The sequence below is a fragment of the Priestia sp. GS2 genome (genome assembly GCF_036409025.1).
GTDB classification, from domain to species: Bacteria; Bacillota; Bacilli; order Bacillales; family Bacillaceae_H; genus Priestia; species Priestia aryabhattai_A.
Map to the genome: position 1 here is coordinate 3,576,368 of NZ_JAZGJX010000001.1, position 14,613 is coordinate 3,590,980.

At 41.1% G+C, this 14,613-nt stretch carries 18 protein-coding genes; 1 reads left to right on the forward strand and 17 read right to left on the reverse strand.

What is annotated here, in order from left to right:
• Positions 1 to 18: 18 nt before the first annotated feature.
• Both fliD and V2145_RS18325 read right to left on the reverse strand, forming a co-directional pair.
• Positions 19 to 1,809 carry a flagellar filament capping protein FliD gene (gene fliD, locus V2145_RS18320; protein WP_330988081.1) on the reverse strand — a complete coding sequence of 597 codons (1,791 nt, stop codon included), beginning with the start codon at positions 1,807 to 1,809 and terminating at the stop codon, positions 19 to 21.
• Between the two features lie 14 nt (positions 1,810 to 1,823).
• The gene (locus tag V2145_RS18325; RefSeq protein ID WP_094911083.1) at positions 1,824 to 2,177 is read right to left on the reverse strand and encodes a flagellar protein FlaG; all 354 of its coding nucleotides are present in this window, start codon (positions 2,175 to 2,177) and stop codon (positions 1,824 to 1,826) included.
• Between the two features lie 284 nt (positions 2,178 to 2,461).
• On the opposite strand from V2145_RS18325, the gene V2145_RS18330 reads away from it, so the two are divergent.
• A complete protein-coding gene (locus V2145_RS18330) occupies positions 2,462 to 2,809 on the forward strand; it encodes a hypothetical protein (protein WP_094911082.1) in 348 nt (115 codons plus the stop codon).
• Between the two features lie 421 nt (positions 2,810 to 3,230).
• On the opposite strand, the gene V2145_RS18335 is transcribed toward V2145_RS18330, so the two are convergent.
• The 15 genes from V2145_RS18335 to V2145_RS18405 form a co-directional block, all read right to left on the reverse strand.
• Positions 3,231 to 4,460, reverse strand: coding sequence for a flagellin N-terminal helical domain-containing protein (locus V2145_RS18335; protein WP_094911081.1), 1,230 nt, complete (start codon positions 4,458 to 4,460; stop codon positions 3,231 to 3,233).
• Positions 4,461 to 4,625: 165 nt separating this feature from the next.
• Positions 4,626 to 4,865, reverse strand: a complete 240-nt coding sequence (csrA, locus tag V2145_RS18340; protein WP_330988082.1) for a carbon storage regulator CsrA — start codon at positions 4,863 to 4,865, stop codon at positions 4,626 to 4,628.
• A 13-nt stretch (positions 4,866 to 4,878) separates the two neighbouring features.
• Complete coding sequence (gene fliW, locus V2145_RS18345; RefSeq protein WP_330988083.1) at positions 4,879 to 5,307, reverse strand: flagellar assembly protein FliW; 429 nt, start codon at positions 5,305 to 5,307, stop codon at positions 4,879 to 4,881.
• Between the two features lie 3 nt (positions 5,308 to 5,310).
• Positions 5,311 to 5,727, reverse strand: a complete 417-nt coding sequence (locus V2145_RS18350) for a DUF6470 family protein (RefSeq protein WP_210610823.1) — start codon at positions 5,725 to 5,727, stop codon at positions 5,311 to 5,313.
• A gap of 44 nt (positions 5,728 to 5,771) precedes the next feature.
• Positions 5,772 to 6,653, reverse strand: coding sequence for a flagellar hook-associated protein FlgL (flgL, locus tag V2145_RS18355; protein WP_330988084.1), 882 nt, complete (start codon positions 6,651 to 6,653; stop codon positions 5,772 to 5,774).
• Positions 6,654 to 6,655: 2 nt separating this feature from the next.
• Positions 6,656 to 8,170: a flagellar hook-associated protein FlgK gene (flgK, locus tag V2145_RS18360; RefSeq protein WP_330988085.1), complete on the reverse strand. Its 1,515-nt coding sequence runs from the start codon at positions 8,168 to 8,170 to the stop codon at positions 6,656 to 6,658.
• Between the two features lie 20 nt (positions 8,171 to 8,190).
• On the reverse strand, positions 8,191 to 8,631 hold the full coding sequence (locus V2145_RS18365; RefSeq protein WP_210610821.1) for a flagellar protein FlgN: 441 nt from the start codon (positions 8,629 to 8,631) through the stop codon (positions 8,191 to 8,193).
• Between the two features lie 15 nt (positions 8,632 to 8,646).
• The gene (gene flgM, locus V2145_RS18370; protein WP_210610820.1) at positions 8,647 to 8,904 is read right to left on the reverse strand and encodes a flagellar biosynthesis anti-sigma factor FlgM; all 258 of its coding nucleotides are present in this window, start codon (positions 8,902 to 8,904) and stop codon (positions 8,647 to 8,649) included.
• 212 nt (positions 8,905 to 9,116) lie between these two features.
• Positions 9,117 to 9,518 carry a TIGR03826 family flagellar region protein gene (locus V2145_RS18375; protein ID WP_210610819.1) on the reverse strand — a complete coding sequence of 134 codons (402 nt, stop codon included), beginning with the start codon at positions 9,516 to 9,518 and terminating at the stop codon, positions 9,117 to 9,119.
• A 57-nt stretch (positions 9,519 to 9,575) separates the two neighbouring features.
• Positions 9,576 to 9,983: a ComF family protein gene (locus V2145_RS18380; RefSeq protein ID WP_330988086.1), complete on the reverse strand. Its 408-nt coding sequence runs from the start codon at positions 9,981 to 9,983 to the stop codon at positions 9,576 to 9,578.
• A 284-nt stretch (positions 9,984 to 10,267) separates the two neighbouring features.
• Positions 10,268 to 11,755, reverse strand: a complete 1,488-nt coding sequence (locus V2145_RS18385; protein WP_442956791.1) for a DEAD/DEAH box helicase — start codon at positions 11,753 to 11,755, stop codon at positions 10,268 to 10,270.
• A gap of 86 nt (positions 11,756 to 11,841) precedes the next feature.
• Complete coding sequence (locus V2145_RS18390; RefSeq protein ID WP_094911070.1) at positions 11,842 to 12,687, reverse strand: DegV family protein; 846 nt, start codon at positions 12,685 to 12,687, stop codon at positions 11,842 to 11,844.
• A 117-nt stretch (positions 12,688 to 12,804) separates the two neighbouring features.
• A complete protein-coding gene (locus V2145_RS18395; protein WP_330988088.1) occupies positions 12,805 to 13,242 on the reverse strand; it encodes a YaaR family protein in 438 nt (145 codons plus the stop codon).
• 81 nt (positions 13,243 to 13,323) lie between these two features.
• Positions 13,324 to 14,145, reverse strand: coding sequence for a flagellin N-terminal helical domain-containing protein (locus tag V2145_RS18400; RefSeq protein ID WP_311856124.1), 822 nt, complete (start codon positions 14,143 to 14,145; stop codon positions 13,324 to 13,326).
• Positions 14,146 to 14,160: 15 nt separating this feature from the next.
• Positions 14,161 to 14,586: a flagellar export chaperone FliS gene (locus V2145_RS18405; RefSeq protein WP_311856122.1), complete on the reverse strand. Its 426-nt coding sequence runs from the start codon at positions 14,584 to 14,586 to the stop codon at positions 14,161 to 14,163.
• Positions 14,587 to 14,613: the final 27 nt, after the last annotated feature.

Genomic DNA, 14,613 nt, shown 5'->3' on the forward strand with positions numbered 1-14,613 from the left:
CTCGTACTTTTTCTATGTTTAAGCAAAATATTGCGATAGCTGCATGCTTTGTGCGTTTGAATTTTGAATGGCTTTTTCCATTGCTGTAAATTGGCGCCAGTAACGATCTTCCACCTGCACAAGACGACTTTCAAATCGACTAATTTGATCATCCATGTCACGTAAATTACGGCCGAGCACAAACTGCGTATTCGTCCAAGTTGAGCGACCTGCACGCTGCTCAATTTTAGATACCGTATCCGTAACGGATTCACGAAGTCTTCGGACAATTCCTTTTTCGCTTGTCGTTTCACCATTCTTTGAAAATAAGTCCATAACAGACTGCGGATCTTTCTCAAGTGCTTCCTTTAGCTTTGTCTCGTTAATAACAAGCTTTCCACGGTCCATATAGTTCGTACTTGTCGTAATTCCAATATCCGTTAGCTGCTTAAATTCACCCGTAAGGCCTGAAACAGCTGAATACCAGTTGGAACGCATTTGATTTAAGCCGCTTGAAAGAATTGAATCGTTTTTTAATAACCCACTTTTCGCTTTTTCTTCCCACTGCTCCGCTTGTTTGTCCGTTAAGCCTTCACGCTGCGCATCCGTTAAAGGACCGTAATCGCGGTAGCGCTCTTCGGTGATTTTACCATTAAGAGTGGCAATGAGCTCATTGTATTTCGTCACAAAATTTTTAATTGATTCCACGGCTTTATCCGTGTTATTGCTGACATTTACGCGCACAGGGGCTGTAAAGTTATCTTGCAGGGTAAAGCTCACGCCGCTTATTGTAAACGTATTGGACTTTCGCGTTGTTTGTAAGCCGTTAATTTCAAACGTTGCGTCAGTTCCGCTTTGTTCATTCGTTTGATCGAGCTTTAGCGTCTGGGTCAGAAAATCACCTTCAAGCTTCATTTGAGGACCCGCCGCATCCGTACTGCTCGTCAATTTACCCGTGTCTTTACGAGTAAACATGATTTTATCCGTTCCTGAATCGTAAAATGCAGAAATTCCAACCTTGGAGTTATTAATCGTAGAAATAACGTCGTTTAAAGATTTTGTACCATCAAACTCAAAGTTCATTTTCCCATTCTTTTGATCATCTTCAATCGCTTTTCCATTTTCATCATAGGTTATAATGGCAAATGAAACATAGTTTTGTTCATAATCAAACCCTTGTACCACGCTATCTTTTGCAAGTTGCGTACCAAACGTCATTTCACCGGTTGCCGCGTCAATAAATACATCGTTTGCACCTAGGTTATCCGCGCTGTTAACAACCGTATAATTAGTAGAAGCACCGTCCGCATCATTGACCGTAATAGAAGTCGGTAAATTAGAAATAGCTCCTTTTCCTAACGAAACCTTCGTCGTGTCACTCGCTACCGTAATCGCGCTTTGATTGATCGTTTTAGTCTGCCACGTTAGACCACCTGAAAACGCACTTTGCTGAGACCATAAGCTTTTGGATGGATCAATTTTCGTTGTTCCTGAAACTGCCCCGCTAATATTTTTGGCAGCCGTCGCCATCGTTACGTTTGATAACGTATACGACGCGTTACCTGCTGAAGTTGTCGCAGTAGCCGTAACTTTCGATTCATCTGCTGAAGATGAGCTTTTCACCATATATGTTGACTGGAGCGTCATGTTAAAAGCCGAATCACGAAATTCCGTTAGCAATCGGTTCATTTCGCGATACTGGTCGCGCTGCCATTCTGTTGTTTGCTTTTTTTGCTTTATTTTATCCAGCGGCATACGCTCCGCTTTCATTAAGTCACTTACGATTTGGTCAATATCCATTCCACTTGCTAATCCACCAATACGAACCATTGTTTCACCGCCAATTACATTTTTTGATCAATGACTAACCCTGCAAGCCGCTCCATCTCGGCATGCATATCTAAAAGCTTTTCGGGAGGTATCTCACGAATCACTTCGTTTGTTTCTGCATTTACAACCTGAGCGAAATACGTATGAGACTTTTCATGAAGCTGAAAACGCACCGAAACAAACGTAGGCGCGAGCTTTCGATTAATCTCTTCCACTGCTTTTTCAAGCTGTGCAATGATTACTTCATTGCTGCTTTCCAGCGCTTTTGACTCTGTTTCTAGCTGTTTTGTTTCTTTTGATTGCTGAACATTGGCATAGCTTAACGCAATTGAATGAAGCGTTTTAGCTGAAAATGATGTCCCCTCCATCACAGCCACCCCTTAAAAAGCACTCTTTTCTATTGTTATCGGAAGCATTTATTTATTGTTTATAGGTAGTTCGCAGTACTTTTTCGCTTTAAAAACACGATTTCGCATGAGATAAGGCTTGTTTTTTCGACAGGGATGAAGGTCACGAGCGCTACCTTTGTTATCCATTAATCTGTTTTATTTTCCTATTTCTTTAAATCTAGACCTTCATTGGGGGCTTTTCGTGCTACAATGCTGTTAAAATTCCACATTGTTACGATCCTCTATAAAGGAGCTACTCAGCCATGAAAAAAACGATCATTCCTTTTCTACTTGCCGGGATGCTCACGGCCTTTGCCGTTATTCATACAAACGAAAAAGCAATTAAAGAAACCGACTCGTATTCTACTATTCAAGCGAAAATTGAAACCTATGCGAAAAAAGAAGAACCCAGCTTGTCCATTCAAGAAATACAAAAAGACGAAACGATCAACGGAGAAAAGCGTATCATTTTGTTCACCACAACCGATAAGCAAATTGGCTGTGCCATTCTTCAAAAAAACTACTTAAACCGCTATAAGATTGAATACATCTCTACCCAAGAACCCGCTCAAATCGAAGACAAATCGGCTTTATCGTCTATTTATACATAAGCAAGAGTTTGGAATATAACAAAATGATTGCTTCTAAGAGCCAAACAATAGCCGCTCCCCTCTCTATGGTTTGGCTCAACACGTTCGCTCCATTGCGCCACGGCCACTCGCTTTCCGCGCAGAGGAGTCGAGTGCCTTTCTCTCCATTCCACTCCGTCTCCAAACTAGGCTTGCCCAATCACAAAAAAGCCTGGACAACTAAGAGTTGCGAACTCTCAATCGTTCAAGCTTACCATTGGCTGAAATACTTCTGTTTCAGCCTTTTTCATAAAAAAAGACCTTCTCACGGGAGAAGATCAATAAAAAAGGGGATAGGGGAATACCTTGATATTAGTATGGGCTGGATTGCTGTCATTTATACCTTTTCATAGTAAAAAAAGACTCTAGTACATAGACTAGAGTCTTTCTATTCAGCTTAAAATTAACGTAGAAGTTGAAGAACTCCTTGTGGCTGTTGGTTAGCTTGAGCAAGCATTGCTTGAGCAGCTTGAGAAAGAATTGAGTTTTTCGTTTGATTCATCATTTCTTTCGCCATATCAACGTCACGGATACGAGATTCCGCAGCTGTTAGGTTTTCAGAAGATGTAGCTAGATTATTAATCGTGTGCTCTAGGCGGTTTTGGTTCGCACCTAGTTTAGAACGTTCTGCGGAAACTTTTTCAATAGCACTTTGAATTGCTGTAACAGCTTTACCTGCATTTTCAGCTGATGATACGTCTAGGGCAGCTTCATTAGCAGTATTGTTAGTACCATCAGTAACTGTGGCTGCTGTTGTAAAACCGGCATTTCCTGCTGTACCAGTAATTCCTAGAGCTGCTGCACGCATATCCTCAAATTCAAGCGTCATGGTTTGGTTTTCATTCGCACCAATTTGTGTTGTAAATTGAGACTTTGCACCAGTTGCTGGTGTTCCTGCTACTGCTGCAGTTAAGTCTTGAGTCCAAGTATCACCAGTTGCTGCATCACCTTTTGCAGCTGAAATGTCAATTGTCATACCTTTGTAAGTAAATGTATCTCCTGTTAAAGATACATCAGAAGTTCCTCCATCTACAGACCAACCAGTAGCTGTTTTTTGAAGTGTTAGAGTTTCATCAGCAGCTCCTGTAAATGTCCCACTAATAGTAGCTTCACCTGAAGCAGTATTAGTACCCCCAGCTGTCATATCAGTTGCTGATGCAATTGTAGTTGCTGGTGTTCCTGGAACAGCTGGTGAACCTCCTACTTGAGTACCTGATGTAGCATTTAATAATTTTTGGTTATTAAATTCAGTAGTATTACCAATTCTGTTAATTTCCGATGTTAATTGGTTAATCTCTTTTTGAATTTCACCACGGTCTGTACCTGTGTTTGTATCATTACCAGCTTGAACAGCTAGTTCACGCATACGTTGAAGAATGTCGTGAGTTTCGTTTAAAGCACCTTCTGCTGTTTGAATCATTGAGATTGAATCTTGTGCATTTTTCCCAGCTTGGTCTAAACCACGAATTTGCCCGCGCATTTTTTCTGAGATTGCTAGCCCAGCTGCATTATCTCCAGCTTTATTAATTGCAAGACCAGAAGACAATTTCTCCATTGATTTTGATTGAGCAGCATTTGCATTACCGAACTGACGGTATGTGTTTAAAGCCGCAATATTATGATTAATTCTCATTATAATTTCCTCCTTGAATATGTTTTCGCCCACGTCCGTGTGAGCTTATTTTGACTCCCCGCCAATCGGCCGCCTGGCAGTTTGTCTTTACAAGAATGATATCGTCTTCTTTTTTAGATTGTTTAGCGGTTTCTTTACTTTTTTCAAAAGAAAAACCAAGACGGTTTAGAGTCTTGGTTTGGTGTCATTTATTATTTTTAAGATGTCCATCATATTAGCTACCGGCTTGGATGCCTGGCGGTTTTCCAGCTGTATTTCTTCATAGATTTCTTGGCGATGGACTTCAACGTCACGCGGGGCCTTGATACCAAGTTTGACTTGATCACCGCTAATAGAGAGAACGGTCACTTCAATGTTTTCACCGATTTTAATCGTTTCGTTCGTTTTACGCGTTAGGACTAGCATGGTCGTTCCCTCCTTAGTTGTTGACGGGCTGAAACAGCGGGTGCTTTGTTTGGTAGACTTCGTTATTTAAGATAACTTGCTTAGCTTGATTGTTTTTGGTGTTAAAAACGATTGGTGCCTGCAGGTTTGCCGTAATTTTAGTCACGTCGTCATGCATCGTTAAAATGACGTATACCGCAGCGTCACTGCTACTTTCAAGCTGAAGCTGCTTGACCGTTGTCTCATCTAATTTAAAGTCATAGTCTGGGAAGAATTGAAATGGCTCGGTCATCACAAACGCAACTTCCTGCGTTTTCGTAGACTGTAACACGTGGAACATATCAGCGTTTGGAAGCGGCAAAATCACAAATTGCGTTTCGTGTGGAAACCCGGGAAGACCTTTTTCAAATGTTAATGAGGGTTGTTCAATTTGAACATCACCGTGATAAGCTGTTTTAAGCATGAGCTACACCTCTTGTTTAATTGTTGAGATTGATAGTGTTTCAGGTACATAGTTTATTTTGACACTAAACGGACTTGGAATAAAGGTTATGTTGCTTGGATAGATGGGCTTTTCGCTGTTGCGCTTGGCTTGATCAGCGATTGGATTACCCTCCTGTTCAATTTTCATTAACTCTTTTCCTTCTTGGGTTGCTTTTGTAATAGATTCCATCACCGCCTGTTTTCCTTCATTTGCTTCTTCGGCCATTCTTTTTAAAATTGATTGCAGGTTCATTTCTTCCCATGCCTTAGTTTGATCAATAGTAAGCCGGGACGGTGTTTTTTCGACAATGATCTGGATTTTTTCTGTCGAAACGTCGACTGGCTGGGGCTGAGTGATGGATGGCATGGCGTAAGAGGCCTGGGTGGCACTAACTTGCATCAGTATTCCTCCTAAAAAAACCCCTTCAAAGAAGGAGTTTTGGTTTAGCGTAAAAAGTCAAGAAGCGTTGGCTGAATGAGCTTGGCACCAACTGATAAGGAAGCACGGTGCACGCTTTCTTGAATGGTTAAGTCCGTAATGACTTTCTCAATGTCAGCATCTTCGTTATCTGAAATCATACGGCTAGCGATAATTTCTTGAGAAGCAATGCGATTTTCAATGAGCTCCAGGCGATTGTTTCTTGCACCAAGCTCTGAACGCTCTGCTGATAGAGTTGATAAATAGTCATCCACTTGTGTTGATAATTGTTGAAGCGATTCAACGTCGTTGTTTTCAAAACCAACTTGAATATTATTGATGAAATCAAACGCTTCTTGCGAAAAGATACGGTCAGCATTAATGTTGACACGTAGGCTGACGCCTTTTGATACTTCAACTGAAAAAGGGTCGGCATTAATTTCAGATGCAATGGAGCCATCCGCACTTTGAGTAACGGGCGCGTTCCCTACGTTCACGCCGTTAAAGATATATCTGCCCGCTACTTGCGTATTTGCTACCTGCATAAAATCGAGCTTCAGCTGTTCAATTTCACGAGCAATTGCTTGGCGATCTTGTCCATCGTTCGTGCCGTTTGTTCCTTGAACCATAAGCTCTTTAGCACGTTGAAAAATGGAGTTAACTTGTTCAAGCCCTGCTTCAGAGTTATCAAACCACGAATAGGCCTCGGTTAAGTTTCGCTTGTATTGATCAATTTCAGATAGGTTAGACCTGTATGCCATCCCCTTCGTAGCGACAACGGGATCATCTGACGGACGCGTAATTTTCTTACCCGTTGATAGCTGATTTTGCAAGGTTTGGAGCTGATTATAGCTGCTGTTAATATGTCGTAATGAGTTGGCCGCCAACATGCTTTGTGTAATTCGCATCTTTATCTACCACCCGTTCCCAATCCGTTAATAATACGATCTAACATTTCATCAATTACTGTCACCATGCGAGCACTCGCATTGTATGCGTGCTGAAACTGAATCATGTTGCTCATTTCTTCGTCAATTGAAACGGAGCTTGTTGATTGTTTTCGCTGCTCCACAGCTTGTTGAAGCGTTTCTGAGTTTCCTTTTAGACGGTTTGCCTGCTGGCCGTTAACAGCCATTTGTCCAATAAGAGATTGATAATATTCTTTCATGGATACAGTTTGATCGTTAGTAAGCTGAATACGAATACTATCACGAAAGTTAGCCAGCTCTAGCGCATTGCTTCCGTCTCCTTTACGGTCTCCATCTATTTCTGATTGAGAAGCAGCCGCTATATTGTTAGTACTTTGAATAATTTCATTTGATAGCGTAATGTTTTTCGCTGCGCCTTTTTCCTCGTTAATTGGATTAAAGAAAGATACACCCGTTTGGCCATCTAACGTTACGCCCTGTTCGTGCTGGCCGTTAAACCAGTTTACAAACTCAAAGGCCATTTTATCAAGTGACGCCAGCATATCCGAATATACGCCTTTAGTTTGGCCACTTTCATCTACGTAACCTGCTGATTCAATCAATCCTTTAAGCTTACCTTGTGAAAGGTTAGCTGGCGAAAGTGTTTGGCCACCTACACGAATATCCGTTACGATTCCGTCCCTATCGTTTATCGTAAACGCTGCAGCTTGACGAGTTTGACCATTTACTAACGTAACAGGGCCGTTTGCAGTTTGCATCGTAACCGTCACGGTTCCTTCAGCTACGGGCAGACTGTTACCGCTTGTTTGATTGTACTGTACGTCAAATTCTACAAACTGTGAAAGCTCGTCTAATAAGCGGTCACGCTCATCGTATAAATCATTTGGCAAATAGCCGTGCGCTTCAATGTCATTAATTTGTTTATTAACGTTATTGATTTGCTCAAGAACCGAGTTCATTTGCGTGACGGTAACGTCAATTTCAGATTGTAAATCACCTTGAATAACTTCCAGCGATGTGGACAGATACGTAAATGTATCAGCAATCGCATTTGCCCTCTCACGTGCAACAGATCGAGCACCGGCATTTGATGGATTTGCGGCAACGTCTTGAAGCGCTTCGAAGAATTGATCAAACGTTGCCGACAGTCCGTCTTCAGATGGCTCATTTAGAATTTCTTCCATTTTGTCAATGGCTGCCGATTTAGCATTCCAATAACCTACCTTAACCGTTTCCCCTCTGTACTGTACATCAAGGAACTGATCGCGCACACGCTCAATCGTTTTGGCATCCACCCCCGTGCCAAGTTGGCCGGTCACTCCTGGACGGTTCATTCCTGGTGTTGGGTAAGGCGTACTCGCTTCAAACGTAACGCGCTGACGGGTATAGCCTGGCGTGTTGGCATTGGCGATATTTTGCCCCACTGTGTATAGCGCTGACTGCTGCGCATTCATGCCTCGCTTTGCAACCTGTAGCCCATGAAAAGTTGAAATCATTACATTCTCTCCTTCATTCTCTACGCTTTTGACTGAAAGGTAGATGCTGGTGTAAGTGGTGGTACATCGTTTTCTACTTTTGTATAATTATATGAATCTACTTGTTGAGATGAGGTTAATAAGTCAAGCTCAAGATTAATGAGCTGCAGAGATTGTGTTAGCAGTTGTTGATTTAACTCATTTTTTTTCTGAATGCTTTCAATAAGTTCAATGAGCTGGCTTTGAAGTGGTTGAAGGGTAATGGCTTGATCGATCTGTTCGATATTTCCCATGAGCAACATACGCTGTTTTTCCAATGCTTCTATCGCCGCAACATGTGTTTGCTCATCTTTAAGCACATGGGTTAAATTTTTGATATCTTGGCTAATAATAATTGCCGTCTTCTGGTCTGTTAAAGCTAATAAGCTCTTATGCAATGCAATTTGCTTTGTTAAAATTTCATTCAGTTTGCCGCTATTCAATTTTTGTCATTCCCTTTACTTTTTATAAAAGTTGATAAGCCCTTTTGCCACTTCTTCTGCGTTAACTTTATATGTTCCATTTTCAATCTGCTGCTTTAGCTGTTCAACCTTTGCTGAATGCTCTGTCGCTTTCGTACTCATTTGCTGAAGCTCTTTCGCTTCTTTTGAAATTTGTACACCATCTCGTTTTCCTGTTTGCTGAGCTTTTTCCATTTTTTCAGCTGCCTTTTGATATGGATTTATTCTGCTAGAATGAGTTGAATTTATCTTCATTTTTCGTCACCTCTTTAAAGTTTGTATCCGCTATCTATTACTCATTATATCGGAGCTTTGAATTAAACATTTAGCAACTGATTCAAAGTTGAGGCTAAATGCACAAACATACTAAAAAGCTTCAAAATAAGTGCGATTTTGTACCCAAACTAAAAAGGTCTTAAGAACCATTATTTTTATTAAAAGAAGATAACCAGTTCTTTCTATCTAGATTATTTATCTTTCAAACGATAAGTTGATAATCGATCCTGTCGTTCACTTTGACGTTTTGTTTCTATTTCGTGCTTCGCTAAATCATTTTTCAACTGCTGAGCGCAACTATGACAAAGCTTTCCCTCTCTAATATTTTGCCCACACTCTAGGCAAGGGTAGCTTAGGTTTGGAAATTTGGCTATTAGTAGCCTCCCCTGTTGAATAAACTGCCGAATGCGCAGATCCGGTACTTTCGTTTTTTTAACGACTTCATACATGGTTGCAGTTCGATTTTCTCGCTTTCGTAAAAAGGTAACCACGCGCTCATACTGGTCTTCTTCTTCCTGATAACAACTTGGGCAAATGTTGCGTGCTCCACTTTGAACATATAAGCTTCCACAACGTAAACAATTCGTTAACATGCTCCTTTTCCCTTTCTCTTCTCATTTCCTTTTGTATCGGCTGAACCGCTTATTTTTTCAACGGTAAATTGTAAAAGAATAGATTGCTGCCGCCACATCTTTTAGACAAAGCGCTGCTTCGTGTAACGTAACGCCTGTTGTGTACAAATCATCAATTAAAATGACGTTTCTTTTTGTAACCGAAGCTGGCTCCACAAGCTCAAACACCCTATGGTTTTGTAGCCTTTCTTCTCTCGTTTTCTTCGCTTGTTTCTCCGTATGCTTACGAGTAAGAGGATAAGCTACTTCTGCCGGGAGTAAAGATGCCAACGCTTCCGCTTGATTAAACCCTCGTTCATACATTCGTTCCTTGCTTAAAGGGATGGGAACCAGTACGGGATTCTCGGGACTATATACCTTATAAAGCTGAGCGAAATCGTCAGTAAATATTTTATGAAGTTCGTAGTCACCTCGGTATTTAAACAAAGCCATTACCTCTTTTGCGAATTTATTATATTTATATAATGAATAGTTACGAATTAAAGGTGATTTCTTCTTGTTCCATTGAACGCAGTCGATGCAATATTCACCCTTATAATAAGCTATAGGAAGCTCATTAAGCATCCTTCCACAACGTCTACAAAGTGGCTCTGAAAGCCCTTTAAAAGATGACTGGCACGTTTCACACAGCCACTTTTTTTGCTGTGGAGAAATCAGAGACGAGAAGCTATGAGCGGGTTCAATTGATTCATGGCACAGTAAACACCATATCATATCTGAATTAGACCTTGTTTTTTTGCCATATCGTTCATATCTACCATATGCTTTTTCGCTTTTTTCATTTCACCCGTTTGCCCATAGTGAAAGAAGACCACGTCTCCTGTTGGAAAGTTTGCGCTTCTACCAACTCGGCCTGAAATTTGCACAAGTGCGCTTTCAGTGAAAATTTCATTTTCAGCACCTACTACAGCGACATCAATATTAGGGACAGTCACCCCTCGTTCTAAAATGGTTGTTGTAACCAAAATGGTATATTGCCGCTCACGAAATGCTTTTACTTTTTCTTTTCGCTCCTTATCTTCTGCGTGCACCCCAGCCACGCTTGGCGTTAGCTGTTGAATGAGTTCTACAACGGGCTGAACCCATTTGACCTTTGGTACAAACACAAAGCACTGCTTATCATCACATACTCGCTGCTTGATCCAGCTTGATATAGAAAAAGGTAACTTCTTTTTAACAAGCCTCTTCTGCCAGTTGCCACACCATACAAAACGAGGTATCGGAATGGGATACCGGTGATAGCGAGCCGATATTTTGACAGCTGCTAGCTTATTTTCTTTAACCTGTTGCTTAAGATTTTCACTGGGAGTTGCTGTTAAGTAAATAAGGGTTGATTCTACTTTACGAGCTTTGTTGGAAGCATAATGCAACATTGGTTCTGCTGAATAAGGAAATGCGTCTACTTCGTCAATGATCACGACGTCAAATGCTTCATGGTAACGCAAAAGCTGATGCGTGGTTGCGAGGATTAAGGAAGAGTGCTTCCCTTTATCAGCACTTCCACCGTAAAGCGCCACTACTTCCAATCCTTGAAATGCTTGTTGAAGCCTTGGATGAAGCTCCAGGACTACGTCCGTTCTCGGCGTGGCGACGCATACTGATTTACCCAAACCAAGTGCTTTGGCAATACCTTCAAAGAGAACTTCCGTTTTCCCAGCGCCACAAACGGCCCATACGAGCAGCTCTTGATTTGAATTTACGGCTTCTACCATTTGGCTAGAAGCCGTTTGCTGAGCAGGAGAAAGCTTGCCTTTCCATGTAAGAGCTGGGGACGAAACCTTGCGTAAAAGAGGACCTTTCCATGTGATAAGCGGCGTACATTCTGATACACGCCCCATCCCAATGCAAGCGCGACAATACGTACACGTGCTGTAACAGCGACCACAATGAAACGAAGCAAATAGGTGCTGCTGCTGATTTCCACAGCGCATGCAGGTCATCACGTCTTTTTTAATGATTGACTTATGATAGCGAATATAGCCTTGTTCGTAATGTTCATGAAGAGTAGAAAAAGAAAATGAAGTGAGTTCATCAGGGAGTAATTGCTTCCCAACGAGGAATTGTTGGAGACTTGAACTAAATAAAAATGCAGGGTTAACAGAGGGGGTATACCACTCCGGAAGCTGTGAGATCGCCTTCGCTTCCCGTGAGGCATTTGGTACTAACTGATTGGCATGTAGAATAAAACGCAAAAACATCGCTCCTTTCATCCTAACTAGTACGAGATACGTTGACTAAATTCCTGCAATAAAAAAAACCAAACTAACAAAAAGTTAGTTTGGCTTTATTCTTTATACCAACCAACACCGATGGCACCTTCTCCTAGATGAGTACCAATAACTGGTCCAAAGTATGACAGGGTCCACTCAATGTGAGGGTACGTTTCTTGCAGCTCTGCTTTAAATTCTGCTGCTTCTGAAGGGCGATTGGCATGAATCACTACGCCTTTCATTGGCGCAAGCTCACGTGCATCCTCATCCAGTAATTCTACGATACGTTTTAACGCGCGCTTTCTTGTACGGATTTTTTCATAAGGGACAATTTTTTTATCAACAAAGTGGAGCAGTGGCTTAACTTGCAACAAGCTTCCAATAATCGCTTGAGCTGCATTTAAGCGACCTCCACGCTGCAAATGTGAAAGATCGTCTGCCATAAAATAAGCACGTATAGACTTTTTCATTTCATCAAAACGATTTACAATCTCTGCTGGCGTACGACCAGCTTTCGCCATTTTAGCTCCTTCAAGAACATAAAAGCCTTGCACCATGCAGCTAATTTCAGAATCATATACTTGTACGTCAAAACCTGAAACCATTTCGCTTGCTGAAAGTGCCCCTTGATAGGTTCCACTAATCCCACTTGAGAGCGTCACAACGACCGCCGACTCATAACCATCACGCTGTAGCTGCTCATACAGTTCAACAAACTCACCAATTGGAGGCTGAGAGGTTGTTGGCAATGTTTTGGCATCTTTAATTTTATGAAAATATTCTTCCGCCGTTACGTCTATTTCTTCACGATAAGTTTCACTACCAAAAATAACGCTAAGCGGTACCATATGTATGTCATGTTGAGCGCGCACTTCTTCTGATATATACGCTGTACTATCAGTAATAATTGCCGTTTTCATTTGAAAGGGTCCATCCTTTTTTATTATTTAAAAATAAGTTCACTCTATTTTACAACATTTCAATTTAAAATGCATGTTTACAAAAACAAAGAAAGTCCTTTTAACCTTTCCCTCTTTTCACGTATAGATGTTGACCAATAAACCTTGGATTTCACCTACTCTTGCTAAAAGCTGAAGCTCATTCGTTGATTTATTTAGCACGTCGTTTGTTAAATCAACAAGCTTACGATCGACTTCTTTTACAAGCTTATATACCTTTGTCGTTCCTCTTCTGTTAAAGCCCCTCTCTTCATGCAGTTCAAAGCCATTTTTAACTGCATCATCCATAAACTCTTTCACCAGGGCTTTGTACTTTCGAAGCACATCAACCGTCTGATTCTTGGCTAAGTGACGACCTTGTTCATCGATTTTTGTCACCAGTTGTGATAAACGCTCATGGGTGAGGTCACGCTGCTTTTTAGCCATAACGTCCGTGAACGTAATTGATTCTTGAACCTCTTTCGCTTTAGAAACGTTTAGTTGATTTGTCAGTCCGTTAATTCGCTGAACATCCATTTCTATTCCTCTTTCATTTTTACTTGTATTATACAGGAAAAAGAGAAAAGCACCGTGCTTTTCTCTCTTTTTCATAATCCATTATTTTAACAACTGTAAAATTCCTTGTGGAAGCTGGTTAGCCTGTGCAAGCATCGCTTGCGCAGCTTGGTTTAAAATGTTGTTTTTCGTAAACTCCGTCATCTCCTGTGCCATATCCACGTCACGAATGCGCGATTCAGAAGCCGTTAAGTTTTCACTCATTGTACTGATATTGCTCATGGCATGCTCAAGGCGGTTTTGTGCAGCACCAAGCGTTGAGCGATCTTTTGACACAGCAGCAATCGCTTTATCAAGCTGAGTAATAGCAGTTGTTGCATTTGTTGCGGTTGTAATAGAAGTTGTCGTAAGACCTAAAGTTGCCGTCGTAACGTCACCAATTTTAGCTAACTTTAGCGCTAAGCTCGGAGCCTCTGGTGAAATTTGAAATTGAATATTCGTTGTTTTCCCATCTAATAAATTTGTACCGTTAAATTGTGTTGTTTGTGCGATACGGTCGATTTCCTGCTTTAACTGCTGCACTTCAGCATCTAAATACGCACGGTCTTCAGCATCTTGATATGTGCCGTTTGAAGATTGAACGGCTAGTTCGCGCATGCGCTGAAGCATACTGTGCACTTCCTGCATGCCACCTTCTGCTGTTTGAATGAGTGAAATTCCGTCTAACGCATTACGCTCTGCCATATCTAAAGCGCGAATTTGAGAGCGCATTTTCTCTGAGATAGCTAATCCTGCTGCATCGTCTGCTGCGCGGTTAATACGAAGTCCAGATGATAGTTTCTCTAAGCTTTTCGACGTATTCATTTGATTCGTGGATAAGTTTTTATAAGCATTTAACGCTTGAATATTATGATTGATTCTCATTTAATAAGCTCCTCTTTATAATGTCGTTGTACTAATTTGGCTCTCATAAGACGATAATTTTCTACGAATGCTTGGTCGCTTTTGGGCTACCTCTTCACTCATTGCCTTATTCCAAGCAACTGAAATTTCCTTTAAAACGTGATGCGCGTCTTGTAAAATCGTAATATCTTTCTTCATGTTTCCTTCTACCACTCGTTCTGCTACGTAGTTATAAATCGTATCCAGCTGCTCCGCGATAACGCCTGCTTCATACTTTAAACCGACGCCTAGGCGATGAAGAATATCACTTGTATTTTTTAAATTTTCATTCGCTGTATAGAAATCTTTGTTATGAATATGTTCAATGCTTTCTTCGATATTTAAAATCGCTTTTTCATACAGCATGGACGTGAGCTGCTGCGATGTTTTTTGATAAAGAAGCTCTTCCGTTAAAAAGTCCAATTCATCATATCTCCCTTGTGTAGTCCT

Coding starts and splice junctions, on each gene's coding strand:
- V2145_RS18395 (WP_330988088.1), bottom strand. CDS start 13,242: ATGGATGTTCAGCGAATTAACGGACTGACAAATCAACTAAACGTTTCT.
- V2145_RS18335 (WP_094911081.1), bottom strand. CDS start 4,460: ATGAGAATTAATCATAATATTGCGGCTTTAAACACATACCGTCAGTTC.
- flgK (WP_330988085.1), bottom strand. CDS start 8,170: ATGATTTCAACTTTTCATGGGCTACAGGTTGCAAAGCGAGGCATGAAT.
- flgM (WP_210610820.1), bottom strand. CDS start 8,904: ATGAAGATAAATTCAACTCATTCTAGCAGAATAAATCCATATCAAAAG.
- V2145_RS18330 (WP_094911082.1), top strand. CDS start 2,462: ATGAAAAAAACGATCATTCCTTTTCTACTTGCCGGGATGCTCACGGCC.
- V2145_RS18400 (WP_311856124.1), bottom strand. CDS start 14,145: ATGAGAATCAATCATAATATTCAAGCGTTAAATGCTTATAAAAACTTA.
- V2145_RS18325 (WP_094911083.1), bottom strand. CDS start 2,177: ATGGAGGGGACATCATTTTCAGCTAAAACGCTTCATTCAATTGCGTTA.
- fliW (WP_330988083.1), bottom strand. CDS start 5,307: ATGCTTAAAACAGCTTATCACGGTGATGTTCAAATTGAACAACCCTCA.
- V2145_RS18385 (WP_442956791.1), bottom strand. CDS start 11,755: ATGTTTTTGCGTTTTATTCTACATGCCAATCAGTTAGTACCAAATGCC.
- V2145_RS18350 (WP_210610823.1), bottom strand. CDS start 5,727: ATGCAAGTTAGTGCCACCCAGGCCTCTTACGCCATGCCATCCATCACT.
- csrA (WP_330988082.1), bottom strand. CDS start 4,865: ATGCTAGTCCTAACGCGTAAAACGAACGAAACGATTAAAATCGGTGAA.
- V2145_RS18390 (WP_094911070.1), bottom strand. CDS start 12,687: ATGAAAACGGCAATTATTACTGATAGTACAGCGTATATATCAGAAGAA.
- V2145_RS18375 (WP_210610819.1), bottom strand. CDS start 9,518: ATGTTAACGAATTGTTTACGTTGTGGAAGCTTATATGTTCAAAGTGGA.
- flgL (WP_330988084.1), bottom strand. CDS start 6,653: ATGCGAATTACACAAAGCATGTTGGCGGCCAACTCATTACGACATATT.
- fliD (WP_330988081.1), bottom strand. CDS start 1,809: ATGGTTCGTATTGGTGGATTAGCAAGTGGAATGGATATTGACCAAATC.